We start from the raw sequence: 21,402 nt of genomic DNA, 5'->3' as shown, positions 1-21,402 counted from the left end.
GATCAGTTCTCCTCTAACGTAGAGTATTCCGGACGGTAGAGCTTAGCTTCAATCCAGTCCACGATGTCTTCGGGTTCAGGAACCTGAGCCAGGCCCGATTTGAAGATTTGACGCGCGACTTTGATGGCCGTGTTGATCTCCACACGTAGGACATCTTTTTGCGGCGGAAAAAGCAGGCCATGGGTACGTTGTTCCGTTGTGACCTGTTCAGCGGTTGCCTTCGCAGCTTCAAGGAAGACCTCGTCGGTGATGCGTCGTGCCTGTGTTGCCCAGACAGCCAGTGCCACGGCGGGGAAGATATAAAAATTATTGGCCTGTCCTGGGGTGAGCGTCTTGCCATTCAAAGTAACATCATCGAACTGGACACCTGCAGCAAAGAGCGCGCGGCCGTCGGTCCAGCGATAGGCCTGTTCGGCAGTGCATTCCGCCTTATCGGTAGGATTGGAAAGCGCGAAAATAACGGGCTTGTCGTTGATGCTCGCCATGGTGCGAACGACTTCCTCGGTGAAGCCACCCGCGTTGGTGCTGACGCCGATCAGAACAGTGGGCTTAATGGCTCTGACTGCCGCCGCAAGGTCTTTCGTCGCGGCATGGGAGTGGGCGAACACTTTCTGAGACGGATTAAGATCCTGCCGCGAAGGTTCGATCAAACCGTTGATATCCATCATGGAAATGCGGGCGCGGGCGTCAGCTTCAGAAAGACCTTCGTCCTGTAACGCACTCACGATCATATTTGCGATACCGATCCCGGCAGACCCTGCACCGTAGAACAGGATACGCTGTTCTTTCAGCGCCTCGCCTTTGATCGACAGGGCGGTGTCGAGGCCCGCGATCGTAATGGCCGCAGTCCCCTGAATATCGTCATTATAGCAAAGGATTTTGTCACGATATCGCGCCAATAGGCGGATGGCATCGTCTCCTTTCCAGTCCTCAAAATGTAAGCAGCAACGAGGATAAAGCTCTTGAATGGCTGCCACGAGTTCATCAACGAATGCGTCGAGTTCGTCTGACGATGGGGGTGCCTGTCGCAAACCGAGATAGAGTGGATCGTCAATCAACTCCTGATTGGTTGTACCGATATCCAGTAACATTGGCATCAGGCCCTGAGGTGGGATGGCGGCGCAGGCCGTATAGAGCTGCAGTTTGCCTACCGGGATCCCCATGCCATTGGCTCCGATATCACCGAGCCCCAGAATACGGCCGCCGGAACTGACGCAAATGAAGCGCACATCTTTTTCGGGCCAGTTGGCGAGTACCTCTTTCACACGACCTTTGTGACGTAGCGAAAGATACATACCCTGTGGTCTCTCGAAGAGACGGTTGTACTGAAGGCAGGCATCAGCGATTGTCGGATCGTAAACAATGGGAAGAAAGCGCTTCGGATCGGACATCACAACCTTGAAGAACAGGGTCTCGTTTCGCTGTGACAATCCGTTCAGATGCATAAAGCGCTCGAGATCGCTGCTCTTGCTGTCAAGCTGCCACAGGACGCGCTCCATCTGCCGATCAAGGGTTTCGACGGAGTCAGGTAGGAGGCCGAGCGTACCATTCTTGTGTCGCTCCTCATTTGTAAAGGCGGTTTCGCGGTTGTGAACCGCATCCAGAAGGGGAGGGAGTGAAGATGCAGTGCGATCGGACGTCATGTCTGTCTCCATTCATTGATGAACAGACAATGGATGTGCGTTGATGGTGCTGGTAGTCGCATAAAAGGCATTGTATCTGTGTATAAAACGCAAAGATGGTCCTCTCCATGCACGACGACGCCGGTGACCTGAGATTTTTCGTACTCCTCGTTGAAGCGGGAAATCTGACTGCCGTCGCACGTCATCTCAACGTTTCGGCAGGAGCTTCCAGTCGAAGACTGGCTCGGATGGAGGAGCGGCTTGGCGTACGGCTGGTAACAAGGACATCGAGGCGTTTCGACCTGACGGACGAGGGACAGACGTTTTATGAGCGTGCTGCAGAGATCATGATTGATATCGAGGCGGCTGAAGCAGAGATTTCTGCCAATCAGAAGGAGCTTCGTGGCGTCCTGCGTATCGGGGCGCCACTTGAACTGGGGCGTCGCCGTTTGGCTGATTTTGTCAGCGAATTCGCCGATCGTTTTCCGAAGCTGCGTGTGCATCTTCTTCTGTCAGACGAAGGACTGGATGTCGTTAACAGTCGGCTTGATCTGGCCATCCGGATTGGAATGCCGAATGAAGCGGGGATTGTTGCGACGAAAATAATGAGTAGTGAACGGGTCATCTGTGCTTCTCCGGCCTATCTTGAGAGGTTTGGCATGCCTGCGACTCCTGCCGAGCTCCATCAGCACCGTTGTATTTGTTTGATGCGTGGGCATGAACTTGGGATGCTCGACCGGTGGAGACTGTCTCGTGCGGGAGAAGATCAAATTATTGAGGTAACGCCGCATCTCTCGACGACGAGCGGCGAAGTGGTGCATGATTGGGCACTCAAGGGTAAAGGCATCGTGTTCAAAGTCTTGTGGGACGTTGGCGACGACCTACAATGCGGGAGGCTGGTCCGTCTTTTGCCGGAGTACCAAGGGGAGACGATCGGATTGTTTGCAACGATGCCAAGTCGACGTAACGTGCCTCTGCGCGTTCGAACTTTTCTCGACAATTTAAGAGATTTTTTGGCGCACCGACCGTCATGGCATTAGTGAAAATAATTAATATGTATGATCGGATTTTTTGTAATTATTAATAGAAATTACGGATAATACACTCAATATTATATTCTAATTATTATTGCCTATATCCAGAAGAATTTGATGGAAATTGGCGCTTGGTCCAGTCAATTCCGTTTCAAGGGTGGCAAGCGAGATGCTGGCTCGAGGTGAGGGGCCGGAGATGGGATGGAATGTTGCGCCATCAGCATGAATTTGTCGTAGGTAAGCCGGAACGACTGCTACACCCAGTCCCGCCGCAACCATTGGAATTGTTGCGGTGATCTGAGGGGCTGCTTGTCCGAAACGCGGAGTAAAGCCGCCTTGTTGACAGGCTGAGATAATAGCATCGTAGAAACCGGGGCCGAGTGAGCGATCAAAAATAAGAAATGGTTCTTTGGCGACGTCGATTAATTTGAGCGTGTGGCGCTTGGACAGTGGATGGCCTTTTGGAATGGCGATCAGGGTTGGTTCATCAAAGAGAGGATGGAGTGCGATGTCCGGATCTGGCGCTGGCGGGCGTACAATGGCGAGATCTACCCGGCGCTCTCGTAAAGCCTCACAGAGAGCGGGGGTGTTACTCTCTTCGAGTGTGATTACAATATCGGGCCACTGCTCTCGAAATGCCCGTATGGCTTTAGGTATTAGAGGTAACAGCGCGACGGCTCCAGCCATCCCTATTCTAAGACGCCCTTGTTCGCCAAGAGATAATCCTTTGGCCAGAAGGTGAAATTGATGTTCAAGGCGCAGAATTGTCTGGGCTTTTTCAAAAAGCTGCTCCCCAAAATCCGTCAAGGTGGCCCCGCGCTTAGACCGGATAAAGAGTTGCACTCCTAGCTCTGTTTCTAGGGATTTAATCTGCTGGCTGAGAGGGGGCTGCTCGATATGGAGCACCTCCGCAGCTTTTGTGAAGCTGCCACGCTCTGCGATGGCCACGAAATAGCGTAGGTGACGAAGGTCCATGTATCCATATTATACACATATGATAATCAGTTAAAATATATATTGGACGTTTAAAAGAGGGGCATCCATCTTGGGGGAAGAATTTTTGTTGGAGATACTGAGTTATGGCTTTCACTGTTGGGCATTATCTGGCTGAGCGGCTAACGCAAATCGGCTTGAAGCACCATTTTGCTGTTGCTGGTGACTACAACCTGATCCTGCTTGATCAACTGATTGAGCATGGCGGTATGAAGCAGATCTATGACTGCAATGAGTTGAATTGCAGCTTTGCGGCAGAAGGTTATGCACGCGAAAATGGTGCTGCTGCTGCTGTCGTGACGTTTAGTGTCGGTGCAATTTCAGCAATGAATGGCCTGGGTGGGGCTTATGCTGAAAATCTTCCCGTTATTCTGATTTCTGGTGCGCCGAACTCTAATGATCATGGGTCGGGCCATGTCCTGCACCACACGATCGGCACGACAGATTATAATTATCAAATGGAGATGGTGAAGCACGTTACGTGTGCGGCTGAGAGCATCACCTCGGCAGATACTGCACCTGCAAAAATCGATCACGTCATTCGGACCGCACTGCGCGAGAAGAAGCCAGCTTATCTAGAAATCGCCTGTAACGTTGCGAGTCAGCCTTGCGTTCGACCAGGTCCGGTCTCGTCGCTTCTGTCGCACCTGGAAGCAGACGAAGTTAGCCTCAAAGCGGCGATCGAAGAAAGTCTCGCGTTTCTTGAAAAAGCGCAGAATGTTGCCATTCTTGTCGGGAGCAAGCTACGCTCTTGTGAGGCACTCACTGAAACAGTGGCTCTCGCAGACAAGCTTGGTTGTGCTGTGACTGTTATGGCTGCGGCCAAGAGCTTTTTTCCTGAGGCGCATCCGGGTTTCCGCGGAGTTTATTGGGGGGAGGTCAGCAGCCCTGGCGTTGAAGATGTCATCAAGAGCGCTGACGCTGTTATCACTCTGGCCCCGGTCTGGAATGATTATTCGACTGTCGGTTGGCGGGATTCCGTGCGTGGAGAGCGTGTGCTTGAAGTGGACCCGGGTCGTGTCACGGTGAGCGGAAAGACTTTTGAAGGTTTCCGTTTGAAGGAATTTGTGGCTGCTCTGACGGAGCGGGTGTCCAGTAAGCCTGCCTCTCTGGTGAAGCCGTATACTCCCGTTGCGTTGCCAGTTGTTGACGCTGCCAAGCCGCTCACTAATGATGAGATGACCCGTCAGATCAATGCGTTGGTTGATGGCAACACAACGCTATACGCCGAGACCGGTGATTCCTGGTTCAATGCAACACGCATGCATCTGCCTGAGGGTGCTAAAGTTGAGTCGGAAATGCAGTGGGGACATATCGGCTGGTCTGTACCGTCTATTTTCGGTAATGCCTTGGCTGCTCCTGAGCGTCAGCATGTTCTGATGGTTGGCGATGGCTCGTTCCAGCTGACGGCACAGGAAGTGGCGCAGATGGTTCGTTACGAACTGCCGGTTATCATCTTCCTTATCAATAATTTTGGTTACGTCATTGAGATCAAAATTCATGACGGCCCCTATAATTATATCCAGAACTGGGACTATGCCGCTCTGATGCAGGTCTTCAACCAGGGTGTTCCGGGCGTAGAAAGTGGTAAATACGGACTGGGCTTGCACGCTACGACAGGTGCAGAACTGGCTGATGCCATTGAAAAGGCCAAGAAGAATACGCGCGGGCCAACATTGATCGAATGTAAGCTTGATCAGACCGATTGCACCGAAACGCTCGTGCAGTGGGGTAAATTTGTTGCAGCTGCGAATTCCCGTAAGCCTGTCTGAGTATAGGAAATTCATCTTGTAGATTAACTGAAGGGTTCGAAAACTCTTTGGTTTTGAGGCTGCCTTTGTGATTCCATTTCCCCCGAGTTGATTGGGGCATGGATCATGAAGCAGCCGTGTTTTTTTGATGTTGCAGAGCGACTTGCCCGCCTGAATGGGCTTGGTGATCAACTCGAAGCTTTTCCCCGGACTGTGGATTTTGAGGTCTTCTGCCCTGATCTGGAAAAGGCTCTGGCCTATTTAGGTGGAAGCAAGGGCGGTCGTCTCCCGTTTGATCCCGTGTTAATGTTCAAGATCCTGGTGATCCAGACGCTGAACAATTTGTCTGATGAACGGACGGAATATCTGATCAACGCCCGCCTGTCGCTCATGCGCTTCCTTGGTCTGGAGCTTTCAGATCGAGTGCCGGATGCCAAAACAGTCTGGCTGTTCCGTGAACGCCTGACACAGGCGAGAGCCATTGAAAGGCTGTTTGAGCGCTTCAACGCAATCCTGCGCAACGCCGACTATTTGCCGATATCAGGCCAGATCCTGGATGCAACGCTGGTCGCAGCTACAAAGTCGCACCATACCAACGCTAAGAAAGCCATGCTGCGCGCGAAACGCTCATCCGTGAATTTCCAAAAGGGCTATCAGGCTGGGCTAGCGTATCCTTCAGTCTAAAAAACCAGGCTAACTCTATTCAGGGATGAATCAGTCGCAGCATTCCTTGGTATTGATGGGACGCCTCACAAATTTGTAGAAAGACATTCAATTATTAAAATAGAAATTAATTACGTCAAACGTAATAGTTATTTGCGTCAATTAGATCTAGAATACACAGGAGGATGTATTAAGTTGAATGAAAGAAGGGCAGTAAATATCACGGGGTAGGAATGAAAAACTCACTTCATGTGAAGGAAACACCGTCAATGGAGCTTGCGGAGCAAATCATTGGAACGTGGCAACTTGTTTCTTACCAAGTGGAATTGCAGGCCACGGGTGAATTTATAGACGCAATGGGTGACCACCCCCGTGGTCGAGTGATTTTTACAAACGATGGTTGGATTGCCTTTAACCTTGAGGGCACCGGCCGGGAGCCGGCGCATAGCGATGCGGAACGCTCTCGTTTAATGCAAACTTTGGTTGCTTATATTGGTCGCTATCGTATTGAAGGCAATCAGTGGGTCACGACGGTACAAACTGCATGGGCTCCTGAATGGGTGGGTACGGAACAGCGTCGTACTGTCAAAATTGAGGGTGATACAGCTCAGGTTGTGACTCCGTGGCGAAAAATGCCTAATTGGGCAAAGGATCAAATGTCGCGCAGTATCATTAAATTCGTCCGTGCACACTAGAAACAGTTATCGATATGTATCGGAACTCAGATGATATTTCGATTTCTCTTCTTTCGGGATCTGACCTTGAAAGAAAGAAACACGATATCATCGATTTTTTAGCGACCGGGGATCTGCGTATCGATGATCAAGTTACGACGTTCGTAGTTGCTTTGAGCCAGGATAATGAACGGATTGTCGCTTGTGCTGGATTGGACAAGAATGTTGTTAAATGTGTTTGCGTTGACAAGCAGCTTCGTGGTTCTGGTCTGAGTGTGCGCCTTGGTACAGAAGTTATAATGCAAGGATTGTCTAAAGGTTACGATGACCTTTTTTTATTCACAAAATATATAAATTCTAGGATTTTTGATGGATGGGGATTTAAATCCCTAGTTGAAATTCCAAATGTAGTCTCGTTTATGGATTATGATTCTACGCAGTTAGAATATTATCTTGATACTTTGAAATCAACCTTAAGGGCAGGAGAGCGTATAGGAAGCATAGTAATGAATGCTAATCCTTTCACAAATGGCCATCGATATTTGGTAGAGCAGGCGTCTAAAGAGTGTGATTGGGTACATGTTTTTCTAGTACGAGAAGATGTCTCCTTTTTTTCGTATGACACTCGTCTCACTCTCGTCAGAGACGGAGTTTCCGATTTAAGAAATGTCGTTGTTCATGAGGGTTCTGATTATATTATTTCTCACGCAACATTTCCTCAATATTTTCTTAAAAAGGACGAAGAAATCACGGAACAAGCATCTGCAATCGATGCCTTAATGTTTCGGAAATATATCGCGCCATCATTAAATATAAATATCAGGTATGTTGGGACAGAGCCAACGGACAAAACAACAGCTATGTACAACGTTGTTTTGAAGAAGTTCTTAGAAGATTGCTCTTATTCAGATAAGAAAATCGAATTAAAAGAGATAGAAAGAGTAAAATTTCAAGATATAGCTGTATCGGCTTCTCGTGTAAGAAGCCTAATTCAGGAAAATAGATATAGAGAAACTGCGGATTTGGTTCCAAAGTCAACATATCTATATCTCAACAAATTCTTTGTGAATGAAAAAGAAGAAAGGAAATCGTGTCATGAAAATTAACAAACGTGGTATCGCAGGCACGCTAGAGTCTAGTGATGTCATGGTGGTAATTAATCCCCATGATTCTCAAGAGATAAAATTGGTTGTGCAGAGTAAAGTTGAAAAACAATTCGGTTCTTCGATCAGAAAAACAGTCAAAGATACACTCACAAAATGCGGTGTTTTGTCAGCATTAGTTGACGTGAGAGATCAGGGTGCGTTGGACTGTGTAATCAGAGCGCGTGTTGAAGCCGCTGTTTACCGGGCTTCTGACGAAAAAACCGTAAAATTTGGAGATCTGTCATGAGACTTCGCCGTAGTATGATGTTCATTCCAGGAGCTAACGCTGGAATGTTGTCTAATTCATATATCTACAAACCTGATTCAGTGATGTTTGATCTGGAAGACTCAGTGAGTTTGACAGAAAAAGATAGTGCACGTTTTCTGGTATTCAATACATTAAAAGAAAACTTGTATGGCGATATTGAAACTGTTGTTCGCATTAACGGGGTAGAAACGCCGTTTTGGGAAGACGATCTTGATATGGCCGTAAGAGCAGGTGTGCAGATTGTTCGCTTGCCTAAAACAGAAACTGTAGAAGAAGTCAAAGAGCTCGAGAAACGTATCGCAAAAATTGAAAAAGATTGTGGACGCACAATCGGCGATACAAAAATTATGGCAGCTATTGAATCTGCTTGTGGCGTCGTAAACTCAGTCGCCATTGCAAAATCGACACCGCGTATGGTGGCAATTGCTTTGGCGGGTTTTGATTACTTGGTTGACATGCAGACCTCCCGGAGCTCAGGCAGTGAGCCCGAGCTATTTTACGCACGAGCTGCAGTACTGCATGCTGCCCGAGCAGCAAAAATTGACGCATTCGATGTCGCTTATGGAAACGTCAATGATGAAGAGGGATTTTTACGCGAAGTGGAGATTGCAAAAAATCTTGGGTATAACGGGAAATCGCTGATTCATCCTCGCCAAATCGAGCTCTTACACAAAGCATATGCTCCGGCCCAGAAAGATGTCGATCACGCTAGAAAAGTTGTCGCGGCAGCTGAAGATGCCGAAAAAAAAGGTCTTGGGGTCATTTCACTTGATGGAAAAATGATTGATCCGCCGGTTGTGCATGAAGCGCAGCGTGTACTTCTCCTAGCTGAACATTCTTGAGGAGGAAAGAAATGGCTTACAATAAAAAAGCAGCCGAAGATTATGCGGCAAAGAATAATATCCCAGCTTTTAAAGGAGTTTTCGCTAATTCTCCGCAGCTGGAAGACATTACGACGAAACAGAAGCGTAAGTTAAAGCCTTCTCTTGAGGACGTTATAAAGTCTTCAGGTCTAAAGAATGGCGGTACGATTTCTTTTCATCATGCCTTTCGCGAAGGCGATAAAGTAGTTTTGCAGGTTGTAAAAAAACTTGCCGAAATGGGCTTTAAAGATCTCACCATTGCTCCCAGTTCGCTGTTGAATTGTCACGATGGACTTCTTGAATTTATTAAATCGGGCGTGATTACGAAAATCTTTACGTCAGGCCTGCGTGGTGAGTTGGGAGAAGCTATTTCTAAGGGGATCATGAACACACCCGTTCAGATTCATTCTCATGGTGGGCGTGTTCATCTTATTCAAACGGGCGAAATTTCAATTGATGTGGCTTTTCTGGGCGTTGCATCATCAGATGAGTTTGGAAATGCGAATGGAAGTCATGGTGAGCTAAGCTGTGGATCGTTGGGGTATGCAAAGGTTGACGCTGCATACGCACGCTATGTTGCGGTCTTAACACAAGATATAGTGGAATTTCCGAATTATCCAGCAAGCCTCTCTCAAGACCAGGTAGACGCGGTTGTGCAGGTTGACGAAGTAGGAGACCCATCTCTCATCAGTGTTGGCGCAGCTCGGCTTACAAAAAACCCTCGAGATCTGTTGCTGGCACGAATTGCGGCATCTGTCATTGAGAATTCAGGTTATTTCAAAGCAGGATTTTCTCTTCAAACAGGATCCGGTGGTGCTGCAACTGCAACTACCATCTTCTTGGGAGAGAAGATGATTGAAAAGAATATTAAAGCCAGTTTTGCGCTTGGCGGTGTAACGGGTTCTATCGTTGATTTGTTAAAAAAAGGCATGATTGAAGCGATTGCTGATGTACAGTCCTTTGACGTCGACGCAGCTCAGTCATTAAGAGATAACCCAGCTCACACCGAAATTTCTGCGAATGAATATGCAAATCCTTCGTCAAAGGGTGCATACGTCGATCGTATAGATACTGTTTTGCTAAGTGCGCTTGAAGTAGACACCGATTTTAATGTTAACGTGCTAACTGGCTCAGATGGCGTACTACGTGGGGCTTCTGGCGGGCATTGTGACGTTGCTGCAGCTGCAAATTTGACGGTTATTGTTACGCCTCTTCTTCGAGCAAGAATGCCCTGTATTGTTGATTGTGTGAATACGGTGGTCACACCAGGAAAAACTGTCGACGTAGTGGTGACGGATCATGGGATCGCCGTTAATCCGAATAATGTAGATCTCAAAAAACGCCTCGTAGATGCGAGACTTCCTGTTACAACTATTGAGGAGCTTCAGAAAAAAGCTATTCTCCTCGCCGGAAAACCTGATCCTATTCAGTACACAGATAAAGTAGTTGCTGTAGTCCGCTATCGCGATGGAAGTGTGATGGATATCGTTCGTCAGGTTGCGTCGTAAGACGATAGCGCGGAGACCTGATGAAATGACAGAAGGTCCTGAGATTTTTGATTCTATCCTGCGAGCGCGCGAAGAGCGCGCTCGCAGGCAGTTATTTATTTTGAGACGCTTCGAACGCCCGATTATTTCGGTAACGGTTGTTTCTCCAGGGAGTGACAAATGTTCCTCTATCATAATGAAAATATTTTCCGAAGCGCGTAAGAGTATTTGCTCTACTGTTAAAAGTTCGGGCTCACGTGTTTTGCTGGAAGAAGAAAGTGTAAGCTCGTCGGGGCCGGAGGCGATTTTTGTGGTATCGGCTTTGTCTCAAATCGATATCAAGAAAATGACTATGCTATTAGAGGAAACGCATCCTCTCGGCAGGTTGTGGGATCTGGATGTTATCGCACCAGATCAATTTTCCCTTTCTAGAGAAAATTTTGATTTCCCTGCGCGTAGATGTCTCTTGTGTTCCGATATTGCAATGAATTGTGCGAGAAGTAGAAAACACTCCATAGAGGACCTTCGTAGAGAGATGAAGCGGATTTTTTTTCTCTTCGAAAAGGAGAAAAAAAATTGATTACGTCAGAGAAGATATCCCAAATAGCACGAAGTGCTTTGCTTAAAGAAATTAATCTTTCGCCTAAGCCAGGGCTGGTCGATCGTTTTGATAACGGTGCCCATTCAGATATGGATCATGCTCTATTTTTAGAGAGCATAGATGCAATAAGTCCTTTTTTTTCGTTATTTTATGAATCCGGCTGTGCGTCGACGTCTTCGAAAGAGGCGCTTAATGATTTGCGTAAAGTCGGCGTGAAATGTGAAAATGCAATGTTTTCCGCGACTAATGGAGTCAATACCCATAAAGGTGGGATTTTCGCTCTTGGTCTTTTATGTGGTGCATCAGGAAGATTAATTTCTAACAATCAGGAATGTACTATAGAAAACGTCTGCATCGAAGTAAGCCGGATCTGCGACGGGTTATTGCACAATGATTTAAGATCGGGAAATGAAAGATGCGCACCCCCTACAGCGGGGCAGCTTATTTATCGACAATACGGCTTCGGTGGTGCACGAGCTGAAGCAGAATCTGGCTTCTTAACCGTTCAACGTTATGCGCTTCCCGCTTATCGCGATGCCTTGTGCGATGGACACTCCGCAGTTGAATCCGAGTTAATTTCGCTTATTTCTTTAATATCAAACAATAATGACACAAATGTTATTTCAAGATCCGGAATATATGGATTGAACTACGCTAAGATTTTCTCCAAAAAAGCTTTAAATACTTTGCGGGAAAAAGGTTTTAGAAATTTTGAAACAGAGGTTTCTGAGATGAATACTGCATTTATTTCACGGAATATCAGCCCAGGTGGAAGTGCCGACCTTTTGTCCGTGATGTTATTTCTTGTTGATTTCGAGCGTTATTTCTTGAGTGGAGAGAGCGTATGTTAGAGATTATTTGCGGAGCTATTTTCCCGATTGTAGTATCGATGATGCTCGGATATCTCGGTGCTTCTATGGGTATGTTTGATCGCGATCAAGCAACTGCGATAAATCGAATGGTACTTAAATTTGCACTTCCAATGGATTTATTTGTTGGAATTTCTAAAATTGATCGTACGCAAATTTTACATTCTGGTAGTTTTGCAGCAATTATTATTTTCTGGATGATTGGCAGCTTTTTTATAACCTATTGGATTTCGCGTTTTGTTTTTAAGCGATCAGTGTCGCTTGCGACACTTCAGGCTTTGGCTATCGGGAATCCATCGGTCCCATTTGTGGGATCTGCTGTTTTGGGATTTCTTTTCGGTGGGAAAAGTGCGCTTGCCGTTTCTTTGGCGAGCTTAACAATAAATGTTATTCTTATTCCTGTAGTATTTTTTTTACTGTCTAGTGACAATAAGGAGACTATGGGGAATGGCGAGAATTGGGTTTCTCATTTGAAAAATGCGCTAAAACAACCTGTCGTTTTAGCACCACTCTGCGCATTTATCTGGGTTTTATCAGGTATTCCGATTCCAAGATTACTTGATATTTCTTTCATAATGCTTGGAAAGACAACTGGCGGAGCTGCGATGTTCGCAGCTGGCATTTTACTTTGCCTTATGAAACCAATGATCAACAAGATGGTCATTACATCGGTATTTTTCAGAAATATCGCAGCACCTATGGTCGCATGGGGGTTAGCTATCGCTGCACACCTTTCTCCTTTTTACTTAAGGGAAGCAGTATTAACATTTGCTATGCCTTCAGCATCAGTGATAGTGATTTTATCAAATCAAATTAAAAAAGGTGAGAGAGAGGCCGCATCAACCGTATTCTTTTCTACAGTGGTGTCCATATTCACGATGGGAGCACTCATAGCTCTCACATCGTGAATAAATAAAGATTTGGCAATTATTACGATGAAAAAATCTTTTTTCATTTTTTCATTTTTGTCTTTTTTTATTTCAACATCCGTATCGTTCGCCCAGAACAATTCAGGAATATCTGAATTGGTCAATGAATTAAAAAAACAAGATAAAAGAATTAGATGTTTAGAAAAAGAAATTATTGAACTGCAAGGGCATTCCTATCAAAAGCAGAAAGTAAAAAATAATTATAATGATCATTCAATATTAGACATTCCATATTATAAGCAGAAGAAGTTTAGGTCTGTTAAAATTTCACATAGAGAAATTAATAATAATTATATAAATTTCCCATTGGTTGCATCTCCTCCAGGAACATTTGGAGCCGTCTCAAATATGCCTTCAAATTCCGGTTCTATTTTGGGTATATCATCACAAATACCAAATAGAACTACTGAGTTTGATGGTTTAGTATTAAAATGGGGAAAAGGTTTACCATCGTTCTCGACGCCTGATGGCAATTATAGCTTCAGAGTTCGTGGTCGAATATTGGCAGATTATGGTGCGTCGTTTTCGAGCCGCTTTCCGCAGCAAAATATTTCAAGAACAATACTTCGCGCGGCTAGATTAGGGGTTCAAGGTAGGGCCCGTAATTTATCGTGGGTATTGGAAGGGGATTTTTCTAGCAATACATTGCAACTCATGAGTGCATTTGCAACTTGGACTGACAAAACAGCTGGGTTATTATCAGAATACACAATCGGAAATAAATTTTCTGAACGAGGTTTTGATGGCTCTACGGGGTCGAGTGATACGGTATTTCTTAATAGAGATATTGTTGCCAATCTGTTAGTGCCCATGATGGGTTGGTACGGTTTAGGCGGTGCATATAAGATATATGGTGAAAACTGGCATATTGCGACGCAAATATCTGGCGATCAAGTCAATTCAACAAATAATACTAACAACGTTAGAGATGATTTAACGTATCTTCTGCGTGCTCACTATATACCTTTCAAGGATAAGGTATCGTTAATTCATTTAGGGTTTTGGGGGTTCTACGAAGATTCAAAACCGACACAAAATTTTACCCAGAACGTGAATTTATTAAATTATACGGATAACGCATTTAATTTTCAGGTCGGACCAACAGCTCCTCTTTCTCATTCTTTATCTGGTGGCGTTGAGCTTTTTGGTATTTGGAAATCTTTTTGGGCATTATTCGAGTTTGGCTTAAGAAAGTTATCGCTAAGGCGCACGTATTCATCGTATCCAAATTATGCTCTTTGGGCCGGAAAATCTGGCTCCGAAGAGGCCCTTAGTGTTCAGGGAGGCGTTTTTTTGACGGGTGAGACGCCTAATTACTTCGCGCATTCAGGTGTTTGGGCTGCACCAAGAGTTCTCCATCCAGTAACACAAGGCGGATTGGGTGCGTGGGAAGTTTCTCTTCGATATGATCGTGCGAGTGTATCCCGGAGCTTGGGTAGTTCGAATGCATCTACCGTTACATTAGGAGTTAATTGGTATTTTTTGAATTACGCTCGTTTTATGTTTAATTTTACGCATGCTAATGTTTTAAATACACATGGTTTGTATATCGGTTACAATTCCGGTAATACTCTCGGTGGAAGAATGTCTATAACCTTCTAATATCGAAATTTCGGTTGCTGTGGAATACTGAAGATGAGTCTCGAAGAAATCAGCGATTTAAGATTTTTTGTCGACCTGGTAGACGCAGGCGGTATTACAAGCGCGGCACTGAGATTTGGTGTAACACCACCTTCTGTTTCGAGGCGTCTAAGTAAAATAGAAAAAAGACTTGGAATAAAACTTATAGAAAGAAATACACGACATTTTCATTTAAACGATCATGGGCATTACTACTACGAAAAAGGATCATTGATATTATCAGATATTGATGACCTTGATTATAGAATTTCTTCTTCAGACAAAAAAATTGAGGGCTTTTTAAGCATAGGTGCTCCATTAGAGCTTGGATCAAATAAAATAGCGCCATTCATTGAAAAATTTGTGAAGAAATATCCGAACATCAATGTTAATCTTGCAGTGGCGACTGAAGGCTCATATAATTTCGATGACTATTTAGATATAATTATTCGTATAGGACTTCCAGAGTCTTCAAGCGCAATCGTCACAAAAATTGCATCGACTATTCGTGTGCCCTGTGCTTCTCCTGAATATATTAGGATACATGGTGAGCCCAAGTCTCCACAAGAGCTTCAGCAGCATACATGTCTATGTTTGAGACGTTATAAAACCATGGAAGCTATTAATCAGTGGTTGATGGAAAACAATGAAGAATCATTTATCATTAAGGTTGAGCCGAAATTTAGCAGTACGAGTGCAGAGATTATACATAGATGGGCACTTTCCGGTAACGGAATTGCATATAAATTATATTGGGATTTATCGGAGAGCTTACAAACAGGAAAGCTTGTAAGAATACTTCCTAATTATAACGGAGAAATTATATCTTTATATGCTGTATTGCCTTCGAAGTCATATGTAAAAAGGAGTGTTCGCATTTTTCTTGATGAGCTAAAATTGTTTGCGAAAGATAATATAGATACTACAATACAAACTATATAATATTGTCTGTACGGTTATAATATAGATAGTTCGAATAGAGGTGGATGGATCGAAGAACTGTTAGTTGATGCGCTCCAAGAAGAGAAGGCGGCGCATGTTGTAGACGATATTGGCGAGCCCGATCCTCATGGTGGCCCGGGTGATACGGCTTTGTTGCATAAATGGCGTGCGGGGATTTCGGTTTTGCCTTGATTTTATTATCTGGGCGATGAGTGAAGTGGAGGGTTCGAAAAACCCCTGGTTTTGAGAGCTGCTCTGTGATTCCATTTCCTGTGAGTTGATTGGGATATGGAAGATGAAGCAGACTGGCTTTTTTGATGTTGAAGAGCGGCTTGCCCGGTTGAGCGGGCTTGGCGATCAGCTCGAAGCGTTTTCCCGGACTGTGGATTTTGAAGTGTTCCGCCCTGATCTGGAGCAGGCTTTGGCCTATTCGGACGGCCGTAAAGGCGGGCGTCCGCCATTTGATCCGGTGCTGATGTTCAAGATTCTGGTGATCCAGACGCTGAACAATTTGTCTGATGAGCGGACAGAGTATCTGATCAACGATCGCCTGTCCTTCATGCGCTTCCTTGGTCTGGGGCTGTCGGAGCGTGTGCCTGATGCCAAACCGGTCTGGCTGTTCCGCGAGCGCCTGACCCAGGCGGGGGCCATTGAAAGACTGTTTGAGCGCTTTGATGCCACTCTGCGGAACGCAGGTTATCAGCCGATGTCGGGCCAGATCCTGGATGCAACGCTGGTGGCTGCTCCAAAGCAGCGGAACACCAACGCAGAGAAAGCCGATCTTCGGGAAGGGCGTATTCCTGAAGACTGGCAGGACAAACCCGCAAAGCTGTCACACAAGGATCGTCATGCACGATGGACACTGAAGTTCACCAAAGCAAAACGGCAGGATGACGGAACGATCCCCACAACGGATCTCGCTATCCCGTTCTTTGGCTACAAATCTCACATTTCAATCGACCGGAAGTTCCGGTTCATCCGCAAATGGAAGACGACAGATGCCGCCGCCAGTGATGGTGCGCGATTGCGAGAAGGACTGCTGGATAACACCAATACGGCCTCAAGCGTCTGGGCAGACACGGCGTATCGCTCCAGAGCCAACGAAGACTTCATGGCAAAGCAGGGTTTTGTCTCAAAGGTTCACAGGAAAAAGCCGCATCTCAAGCCCATGCCACGCCATATCCAGCGCTCCAATGCAGGAAAGTCCGTAATCCGGTCCCGTGTCGAGCATGTCTTCGCCGATCAGAAATCGCAGACGGGACTGTTCATCCGAACTGTCGGTATCACCCGGGCCACCATGAGGATCGGGCTCGCCAATATCGTCTACAACATGCGCCGCTTCCTCTTCCTGGAGCGGATCAGCGCGAGCGCGTAGCCATCCAGCGGGGGGTAGCACTCGATCTGCTCAAAACGCAGATCGAAAGCTCTCCCGAAAACCGTCAATCAAATCGCCAAAAGCCTGAAATCACGAAACAAGCGCATCAATCAACGGTTCTTCGATCCCTCCACCTGCGCCTGGGCCCGGACAGCGTCGAGACGGGCGCGATAGAGAAAGGCCTCCTTCAGGGGATGATTCTGGAGCCGCTGATCGAGACGACCGATGGTTATCGATGCCGCGGTCAGGTCGATCGCTACGTCAGAGACCTGAAGCGTCGTACGGGTCGGCAACAACATCACGGCATCGTCGGCGCAGGATCATGGAGCATCAGTGCCCTCACATCAAAGGGCTTAAAGGTGGCTTTCAGTGTGAGCCGAGACAGGCTTGGAAAGAGAGCGAAGACAGGCATGAAGTCATGTTAAATCGGTCTTAGGTTAAATTTGCAAATTTTTCCAAAACGCGCCCCCTCCTTCCCCCCTATGTCCGTTAATTCTTATTATCGGACATAGGGTAGGATGCCCAAAAAAGACCCGAAAAGGTCCGTTCCAGATGTGTTCCACAGAAGCTCTGCACGGACAGAATTTACTCCCGGAAGGACAGTCTGATTGTCTCTGGCCTCCCTACAAGAGACGATCAGTTTCACGCAGGCTTACAATCGTTTCTCTGGCCTGCGACTGACTTGGGGGAAAGCGGACTGTCCGGTGTGCAGCGTAAGATTCCCTAAGCGGACTGAACCGCCCCGGGATTGGCGGAGACTGGTTTTCTTAAGTTAGGCTGCCATGGGGATGTGGTCCATAGCGGCATAAAACTGTTGCTCGGCCTCGGCCGGCGTGATGTTGCCGATGGGTTCGAGGATGCGTCGGTTATTGAACCAGTCCACCCATTCGAGAGTGGCGTATTCCACGGCGTCAAACGAGCGCCATGAGCCACGCCTGTGGATCACCTCGGCCTTGAACAGCCCATTGATCGTCTCGGCCAGGACGTTGTCGTATGCATCTCCGACACTGCCGACCGAGGGCTCGATCCCGGCGTCGACAAGGCGCTCGGTGTAGCTGACGTGCCCCCCGAAAATGTAACCATTTAAAAGTAGAGTCCGATCGAGAAGGATACGGACGAATGAAGCGCAGTCGTTTTACGGAAGAGCTGATCATAGGGGTCCTGAAGGAACAGGAGGCTGGGCTGAAGGTTTCTGATCTTTGCCGCAAACACGGGATCAGTGATGCGACGTTTTACAAATGGAAGACCCGCTATGGTGGTCTTGAAATATCGGAAGCCAAACGGCTGAAGGCGCTGGAAGATGAAAACAGCCGCCTGAAACGTCTTCTGGCGGATGCCATGCTGGATAATGCGGCCCTAAAGGAAATCGTTGGAAAAAAGTGGTGACGCCTGTCGCGAAACGGCAGGCGGTCCGACACATACGGGAGGCTCTGGCCCGGAGTGAACGCCGTGCCTGTGCGCTTGTTGGTGTTGCCAGGCGTGTCGCGCGGTACGTTTCTACCGGAGCGGACGATGCTGCCCTGCGCCAGCGCCTGCGGGAACTGGCGGACCAACGCCGCCGCTTTGGCTATCGCCGCCTGGGGTATCTTCTGGCGCGGGAAGCCTTCAGCCCCAATCACAAGAAGCTGTTCCGCCTTTACCAGGAGGAAGGGCTGAAAGTCCGTCATCGGAGTGGCCGCAAGAGGGCACTTGGGACGCGTTCTCCCATGACCATCCCTCAGGAACCCAGGCAGTGCTGGAGCCTGGATTTTGTCTCGGATGCCCTGATCTGTGGCCGCCGGTTCCGCATTCTGGCTGTCATCGACGATTTCAGTCGCAAGAACCTGGCATTGGTTGCTGACACCTCATTATCAGATGGACGTGTGGCGCGGGAACTGACGGCTCTGGTGGAGCGATATGGCAAACCCCTCATGATTGTCAGCGACAACGGGACGGAATTCACATCCCATGCCATCCTGAAATGGGCCGATGAGATGAAGATCGAATGGCATTATATCGCCCCGGGGAAACCGCAGCAGAACGGCTTTGTCGAGAGTTTCAACGGCCGATTAAGGGATGAATGCCTCAACGAAACGCTGTTCACCTCCCTCAGCCATGCGCGACATGTTTTGGCTGACTGGCGGGAAGACTACAATACAGTGCGTCCCCATTCCCAACTGGATGGCAGGACACCGGATCAGATCGCCAGACAAGGGTCTCGGGGGCATACCCCCGAGACCCTTGTCATCCAATCAACCCAAAGCCATAAAAAACGAGAACTCTCCTTTTGAGTGGATACAAAAAGGGGGGCACGTCAATCCGGATGCCTTTTTCCTCCTCAAGATACTCTGCCACTCGGTGTAAGCCGAGGAATTTCACCCCGGCCAGCCGGTCTTCGGCATAGAACCCCGACCCTGCCGCGTCGGCAAACATGTCCCAAAGCCTCTCCACCACCGTGAATGGAAGATGCTGGAGCATGGTGAGTCGGTTGATCGGCTCCCACCGGAGAAGTTCGTCTGGCTCCCCGACGATCACCTCGATTCTATCGGTGGCGACATTGAAGCGTATCTGGCCCTTCATGCGGGCACGGATTTCCTCGCGCATTTCCTGATCTTCATACATTGATCTGGTTCCTTCGATGAATATTGAAAACGATCGGAGAAACCGGTTGAGGCGGCCCTGTTGGCCATGGCGTGGAGTGGACGCGCGAGATCGCCCGGCCCTCTTTCGAGGATCGAGACGCGCGCAAGCGACTGAAATGACGCGAGAACATCTGCGTCAGCAGCAGATTGTGAGTGATTTATGATGGAAGTGGTTGCGGGGACACGCAGCCCCCGATACCGACAATTTTTGGTATTTTCTGTCTAGGCTCAGGACTCATAGCCAGAACATGATGGTTGCAGCGAGGCAGATGGCTGAGAAGAAGGCGGTCGGGCATCTGTCATAGCGGGTTGCGACCCGCCGCCAGTCCTTGAGCCTTCCGAACATAATCTCGATGCGGTTGCGACGTTTATATTTTCGTTTGTCGTATTTGACTGGTTTTCCGCGGGATCTTCGCCCCGGAATGCAGGGCCTGATCCCTTTCTCTTCCAGGGTGTCCCTGAACCAGTCGGCGTCATAACCCCGGTCCGCCAGCATCCATTGTGCTGCAGGAAGACTGTCCAACAGGGCAGCGGCACCGGTATAATCGCTGACCTGTCCTGCCGTCATGAAGAAGCTCAGCGGTCGTCCGTTCTGATCGGTGACCGCATGCAGCTTGGTATTCATACCACCTTTGGTGCGGCCGATCAGGCGCCCTGGGTCCCCCTTTTTAACCGCAGGCTTGAAGCCGTACGGTGCGCCTTGAGATACGTCGCATCAATCATGATGGTCTGAGGCTCGGCTTTCGCGGCAGACAGGCCATCCATCATCCGCATAAAAACGCCCATGTCGCTCCAACGCTTCCAACGGTTGTACAGCGTCTTGTGGGGGCCGTATTCCCGTGGCGCATCACGCCAGCGCATCCCATTGCGGTTCACGAAAATGATCCCGCTCAGCACTCGGCGGTCATCAACGCGAGGTTTGCCGTGGCTCTTTGGGAAAAAGGGCCGCAGACGATCCATCTGTTCATCCGTCAGCCAAAACAGGTCGCTCATTGCCAGTCTCCTCGCAGAGCCTGAATCAGATTTCCACAATCAAATCAATGGGTCCTGAGCCTAGCCGTCGCATCCCACCAGGAGCGCAATCTGACGTCTGATGGCAGCAAGCTGATCAGATCTCACTTTGCTGCCTGTCACGGTGACACGTTGCTTGGATGTGGTGGTGAGCAGAGCACTGACTGCCCAACAGGGTTTAGAACAACCGTTCTCGGATGTTGGGTCGATCCGTACTGCCAGATCCGGAATGACGAGGTTCTCATCGTCGGTCAGCGGCACAAGCATCACGTTCGGCCACTCAGGCGGAAAGAGGTCGTCTTCGACAACAACAGCCGGCCGACGCTTGTTGGGCTCCTTCGGCAGCGCATCTCCACGCCAGTCTGCCAGCACAATTTCTCCAGGCGAGAAGATCGCTGCCATGGCGACCGGCCGATCAGGAGCCATGGGTTCCGCCAGCCTCTTCAAAAAGCGCCTGGGCGGAAGGCGTCGCAGCGACGTAGCGGGCAACACGCGCACTGTCCCTGCGGATACGGTCTCGGCGCGCACTCTTTGCCCCTGTCTCCAGAAGATCACGGATGAGTTGGCTCAGAGGAATACCGCGTGCTGTTGCTTCCTGCTCCAGGTCGGTGCGCAACCGCTCGTCCAGACGGATCGAAAGGGGGGATGCCATGACACACTCCATACATTCAGAACGTCATTAATGTAGCGCACTGTCGTAGTGCAGAACAACATATTTGGCAGAGCAGAATGCGATGAGAGGTCTTCAGCCCGGGTCAAACCCTGCCCCGCCGGATGCAACACCCGCAGGGTGGCGCGAAGCGCAAACTGAAAGTTTGCATTTGTGTATGGAAAAAGAAAAAACCTGCAACGATCTTGCCTCGATCTTAGGACGATAGCGCAGCGGTCACGGCACGATCTTTGACACGATGCGCCGCTGGTGCTAGGCGTAGCT

The 21,402-nt window shown here is 48.2% G+C and carries 21 protein-coding genes and 2 pseudogenes; 15 read left to right on the top strand and 8 right to left on the bottom strand.

The window, feature by feature from the left end; all coding sequences use genetic code 11:
* Positions 1-2: 2 nt before the first annotated feature.
* Positions 3-1,643, bottom strand: a complete 1,641-nt coding sequence (locus IGS75_RS13775; protein WP_086649681.1) for an NAD-dependent malic enzyme — start codon at positions 1,641-1,643, stop codon at positions 3-5.
* A gap of 107 nt (positions 1,644-1,750) precedes the next feature.
* Here IGS75_RS13775 and IGS75_RS13770 point away from each other — a divergent pair, with 107 nt between their 5' ends.
* Positions 1,751-2,662 (top strand): LysR family transcriptional regulator, encoded by a 912-nt coding sequence (locus tag IGS75_RS13770; protein ID WP_086649683.1) that lies wholly within the window; start codon positions 1,751-1,753, stop codon positions 2,660-2,662.
* A gap of 78 nt (positions 2,663-2,740) precedes the next feature.
* Here the strand turns inward: IGS75_RS13770 and IGS75_RS13765 are convergent, their stop codons facing one another.
* A complete protein-coding gene (locus IGS75_RS13765; protein WP_086649680.1) occupies positions 2,741-3,631 on the bottom strand; it encodes a LysR family transcriptional regulator in 891 nt (296 codons plus the stop codon).
* A 104-nt stretch (positions 3,632-3,735) separates the two neighbouring features.
* Here IGS75_RS13765 and IGS75_RS13760 point away from each other — a divergent pair, with 104 nt between their 5' ends.
* From IGS75_RS13760 to IGS75_RS13700, 13 genes and pseudogenes are all read left to right on the top strand, one after another.
* Positions 3,736-5,421: an alpha-keto acid decarboxylase family protein gene (locus IGS75_RS13760; protein WP_086649679.1), complete on the top strand. Its 1,686-nt coding sequence runs from the start codon at positions 3,736-3,738 to the stop codon at positions 5,419-5,421.
* A gap of 105 nt (positions 5,422-5,526) precedes the next feature.
* Positions 5,527-6,045: pseudogene (locus tag IGS75_RS13755) on the top strand (transposase); the annotation flags it as partial.
* Positions 6,046-6,296: 251 nt separating this feature from the next.
* Positions 6,297-6,758, top strand: coding sequence for a lipocalin-like domain-containing protein (locus IGS75_RS13750; RefSeq protein ID WP_077804031.1), 462 nt, complete (start codon positions 6,297-6,299; stop codon positions 6,756-6,758).
* Between the two features lie 14 nt (positions 6,759-6,772).
* Positions 6,773-7,843, top strand: a complete 1,071-nt coding sequence (gene citC / locus IGS75_RS13745; protein WP_086649678.1) for a [citrate (pro-3S)-lyase] ligase — start codon at positions 6,773-6,775, stop codon at positions 7,841-7,843.
* Positions 7,833-8,129 carry a citrate lyase acyl carrier protein gene (citD, locus tag IGS75_RS13740; RefSeq protein WP_086649677.1) on the top strand — a complete coding sequence of 99 codons (297 nt, stop codon included), beginning with the start codon at positions 7,833-7,835 and terminating at the stop codon, positions 8,127-8,129. The genes citC and citD overlap by 11 nt, the downstream gene beginning before the upstream one ends.
* Positions 8,126-8,992 carry an aldolase/citrate lyase family protein gene (locus IGS75_RS13735; protein ID WP_202258781.1) on the top strand — a complete coding sequence of 289 codons (867 nt, stop codon included), beginning with the start codon at positions 8,126-8,128 and terminating at the stop codon, positions 8,990-8,992. Before citD ends, IGS75_RS13735 begins: the two co-directional genes overlap by 4 nt.
* 11 nt (positions 8,993-9,003) lie before the next feature.
* Positions 9,004-10,521: a citrate lyase subunit alpha gene (gene citF, locus IGS75_RS13730; protein ID WP_086649676.1), complete on the top strand. Its 1,518-nt coding sequence runs from the start codon at positions 9,004-9,006 to the stop codon at positions 10,519-10,521.
* Positions 10,522-10,546: 25 nt separating this feature from the next.
* Positions 10,547-11,080, top strand: coding sequence for a citrate lyase holo-[acyl-carrier protein] synthase (gene citX / locus IGS75_RS13725; protein WP_086649675.1), 534 nt, complete (start codon positions 10,547-10,549; stop codon positions 11,078-11,080).
* The gene (citG, locus tag IGS75_RS13720) at positions 11,077-11,952 is read left to right on the top strand and encodes a triphosphoribosyl-dephospho-CoA synthase CitG (protein ID WP_086649674.1); all 876 of its coding nucleotides are present in this window, start codon (positions 11,077-11,079) and stop codon (positions 11,950-11,952) included. The genes citX and citG overlap by 4 nt, the downstream gene beginning before the upstream one ends.
* Complete coding sequence (locus IGS75_RS13715; protein WP_086649673.1) at positions 11,946-12,878, top strand: AEC family transporter; 933 nt, start codon at positions 11,946-11,948, stop codon at positions 12,876-12,878. Before citG ends, IGS75_RS13715 begins: the two co-directional genes overlap by 7 nt.
* 27 nt (positions 12,879-12,905) lie before the next feature.
* Positions 12,906-14,501 (top strand): OprO/OprP family phosphate-selective porin, encoded by a 1,596-nt coding sequence (locus IGS75_RS13710; RefSeq protein WP_202258779.1) that lies wholly within the window; start codon positions 12,906-12,908, stop codon positions 14,499-14,501.
* Positions 14,502-14,534: 33 nt separating this feature from the next.
* On the top strand, positions 14,535-15,461 hold the full coding sequence (locus IGS75_RS13705; RefSeq protein ID WP_202258778.1) for a LysR family transcriptional regulator: 927 nt from the start codon (positions 14,535-14,537) through the stop codon (positions 15,459-15,461).
* A gap of 295 nt (positions 15,462-15,756) precedes the next feature.
* Positions 15,757-16,836 carry an IS5 family transposase gene (locus IGS75_RS13700; RefSeq protein ID WP_202258776.1) on the top strand — a complete coding sequence of 360 codons (1,080 nt, stop codon included), beginning with the start codon at positions 15,757-15,759 and terminating at the stop codon, positions 16,834-16,836.
* Between the two features lie 110 nt (positions 16,837-16,946).
* Here the strand turns inward: IGS75_RS13700 and IGS75_RS13695 are convergent, their stop codons facing one another.
* Together IGS75_RS13695 and IGS75_RS13690 are read right to left on the bottom strand one after the other, a co-directional pair.
* A complete protein-coding gene (locus tag IGS75_RS13695) occupies positions 16,947-17,135 on the bottom strand; it encodes a hypothetical protein (protein ID WP_086649669.1) in 189 nt (62 codons plus the stop codon).
* A gap of 473 nt (positions 17,136-17,608) precedes the next feature.
* Positions 17,609-17,896 (bottom strand): annotated as a pseudogene (locus IGS75_RS13690) (integrase core domain-containing protein); the annotation flags it as partial.
* A 59-nt stretch (positions 17,897-17,955) separates the two neighbouring features.
* On the opposite strand from IGS75_RS13690, the gene IGS75_RS13685 reads away from it, so the two are divergent.
* Positions 17,956-19,106 (top strand): IS3 family transposase gene (locus IGS75_RS13685; protein ID WP_237469139.1). Its coding sequence is split into 2 segments (ribosomal slippage): positions 17,956-18,214 and positions 18,214-19,106, totalling 1,152 coding nucleotides; the frame shifts between segments, so codons are not numbered across the junction.
* Here IGS75_RS13685 and IGS75_RS13680 read toward each other — a convergent pair.
* From IGS75_RS13680 to IGS75_RS13665, 4 genes are all read right to left on the bottom strand, one after another.
* Positions 19,060-19,437, bottom strand: a complete 378-nt coding sequence (locus tag IGS75_RS13680) for a hypothetical protein (protein ID WP_237469138.1) — start codon at positions 19,435-19,437, stop codon at positions 19,060-19,062. The two genes, IGS75_RS13685 and IGS75_RS13680, sit on opposite strands and share 47 nt — an antisense overlap.
* 255 nt (positions 19,438-19,692) lie before the next feature.
* A protein-coding gene (locus IGS75_RS13675; RefSeq protein WP_202257986.1) for an IS5 family transposase occupies positions 19,693-20,450 on the bottom strand; the annotation gives its coding sequence in 2 pieces (ribosomal slippage) (positions 19,693-20,129 and positions 20,129-20,450; 759 coding nt in all).
* Positions 20,451-20,510: 60 nt separating this feature from the next.
* Positions 20,511-20,894: a type II toxin-antitoxin system PemK/MazF family toxin gene (locus IGS75_RS13670; RefSeq protein WP_086649715.1), complete on the bottom strand. Its 384-nt coding sequence runs from the start codon at positions 20,892-20,894 to the stop codon at positions 20,511-20,513.
* Positions 20,884-21,120 (bottom strand): BrnA antitoxin family protein, encoded by a 237-nt coding sequence (locus IGS75_RS13665; protein WP_231100982.1) that lies wholly within the window; start codon positions 21,118-21,120, stop codon positions 20,884-20,886. Before IGS75_RS13665 ends, IGS75_RS13670 begins: the two co-directional genes overlap by 11 nt.
* Positions 21,121-21,402 lie beyond the last annotated feature (282 nt).

Source organism: Gluconobacter sphaericus (assembly GCF_016757795.1).
Lineage (GTDB): Bacteria > Pseudomonadota > Alphaproteobacteria > Acetobacterales > Acetobacteraceae > Gluconobacter > Gluconobacter sphaericus.
The sequence above is the reverse complement of the archived record's forward strand: the minus strand, read 5'-3'. Positions and strand labels throughout refer to the sequence as shown.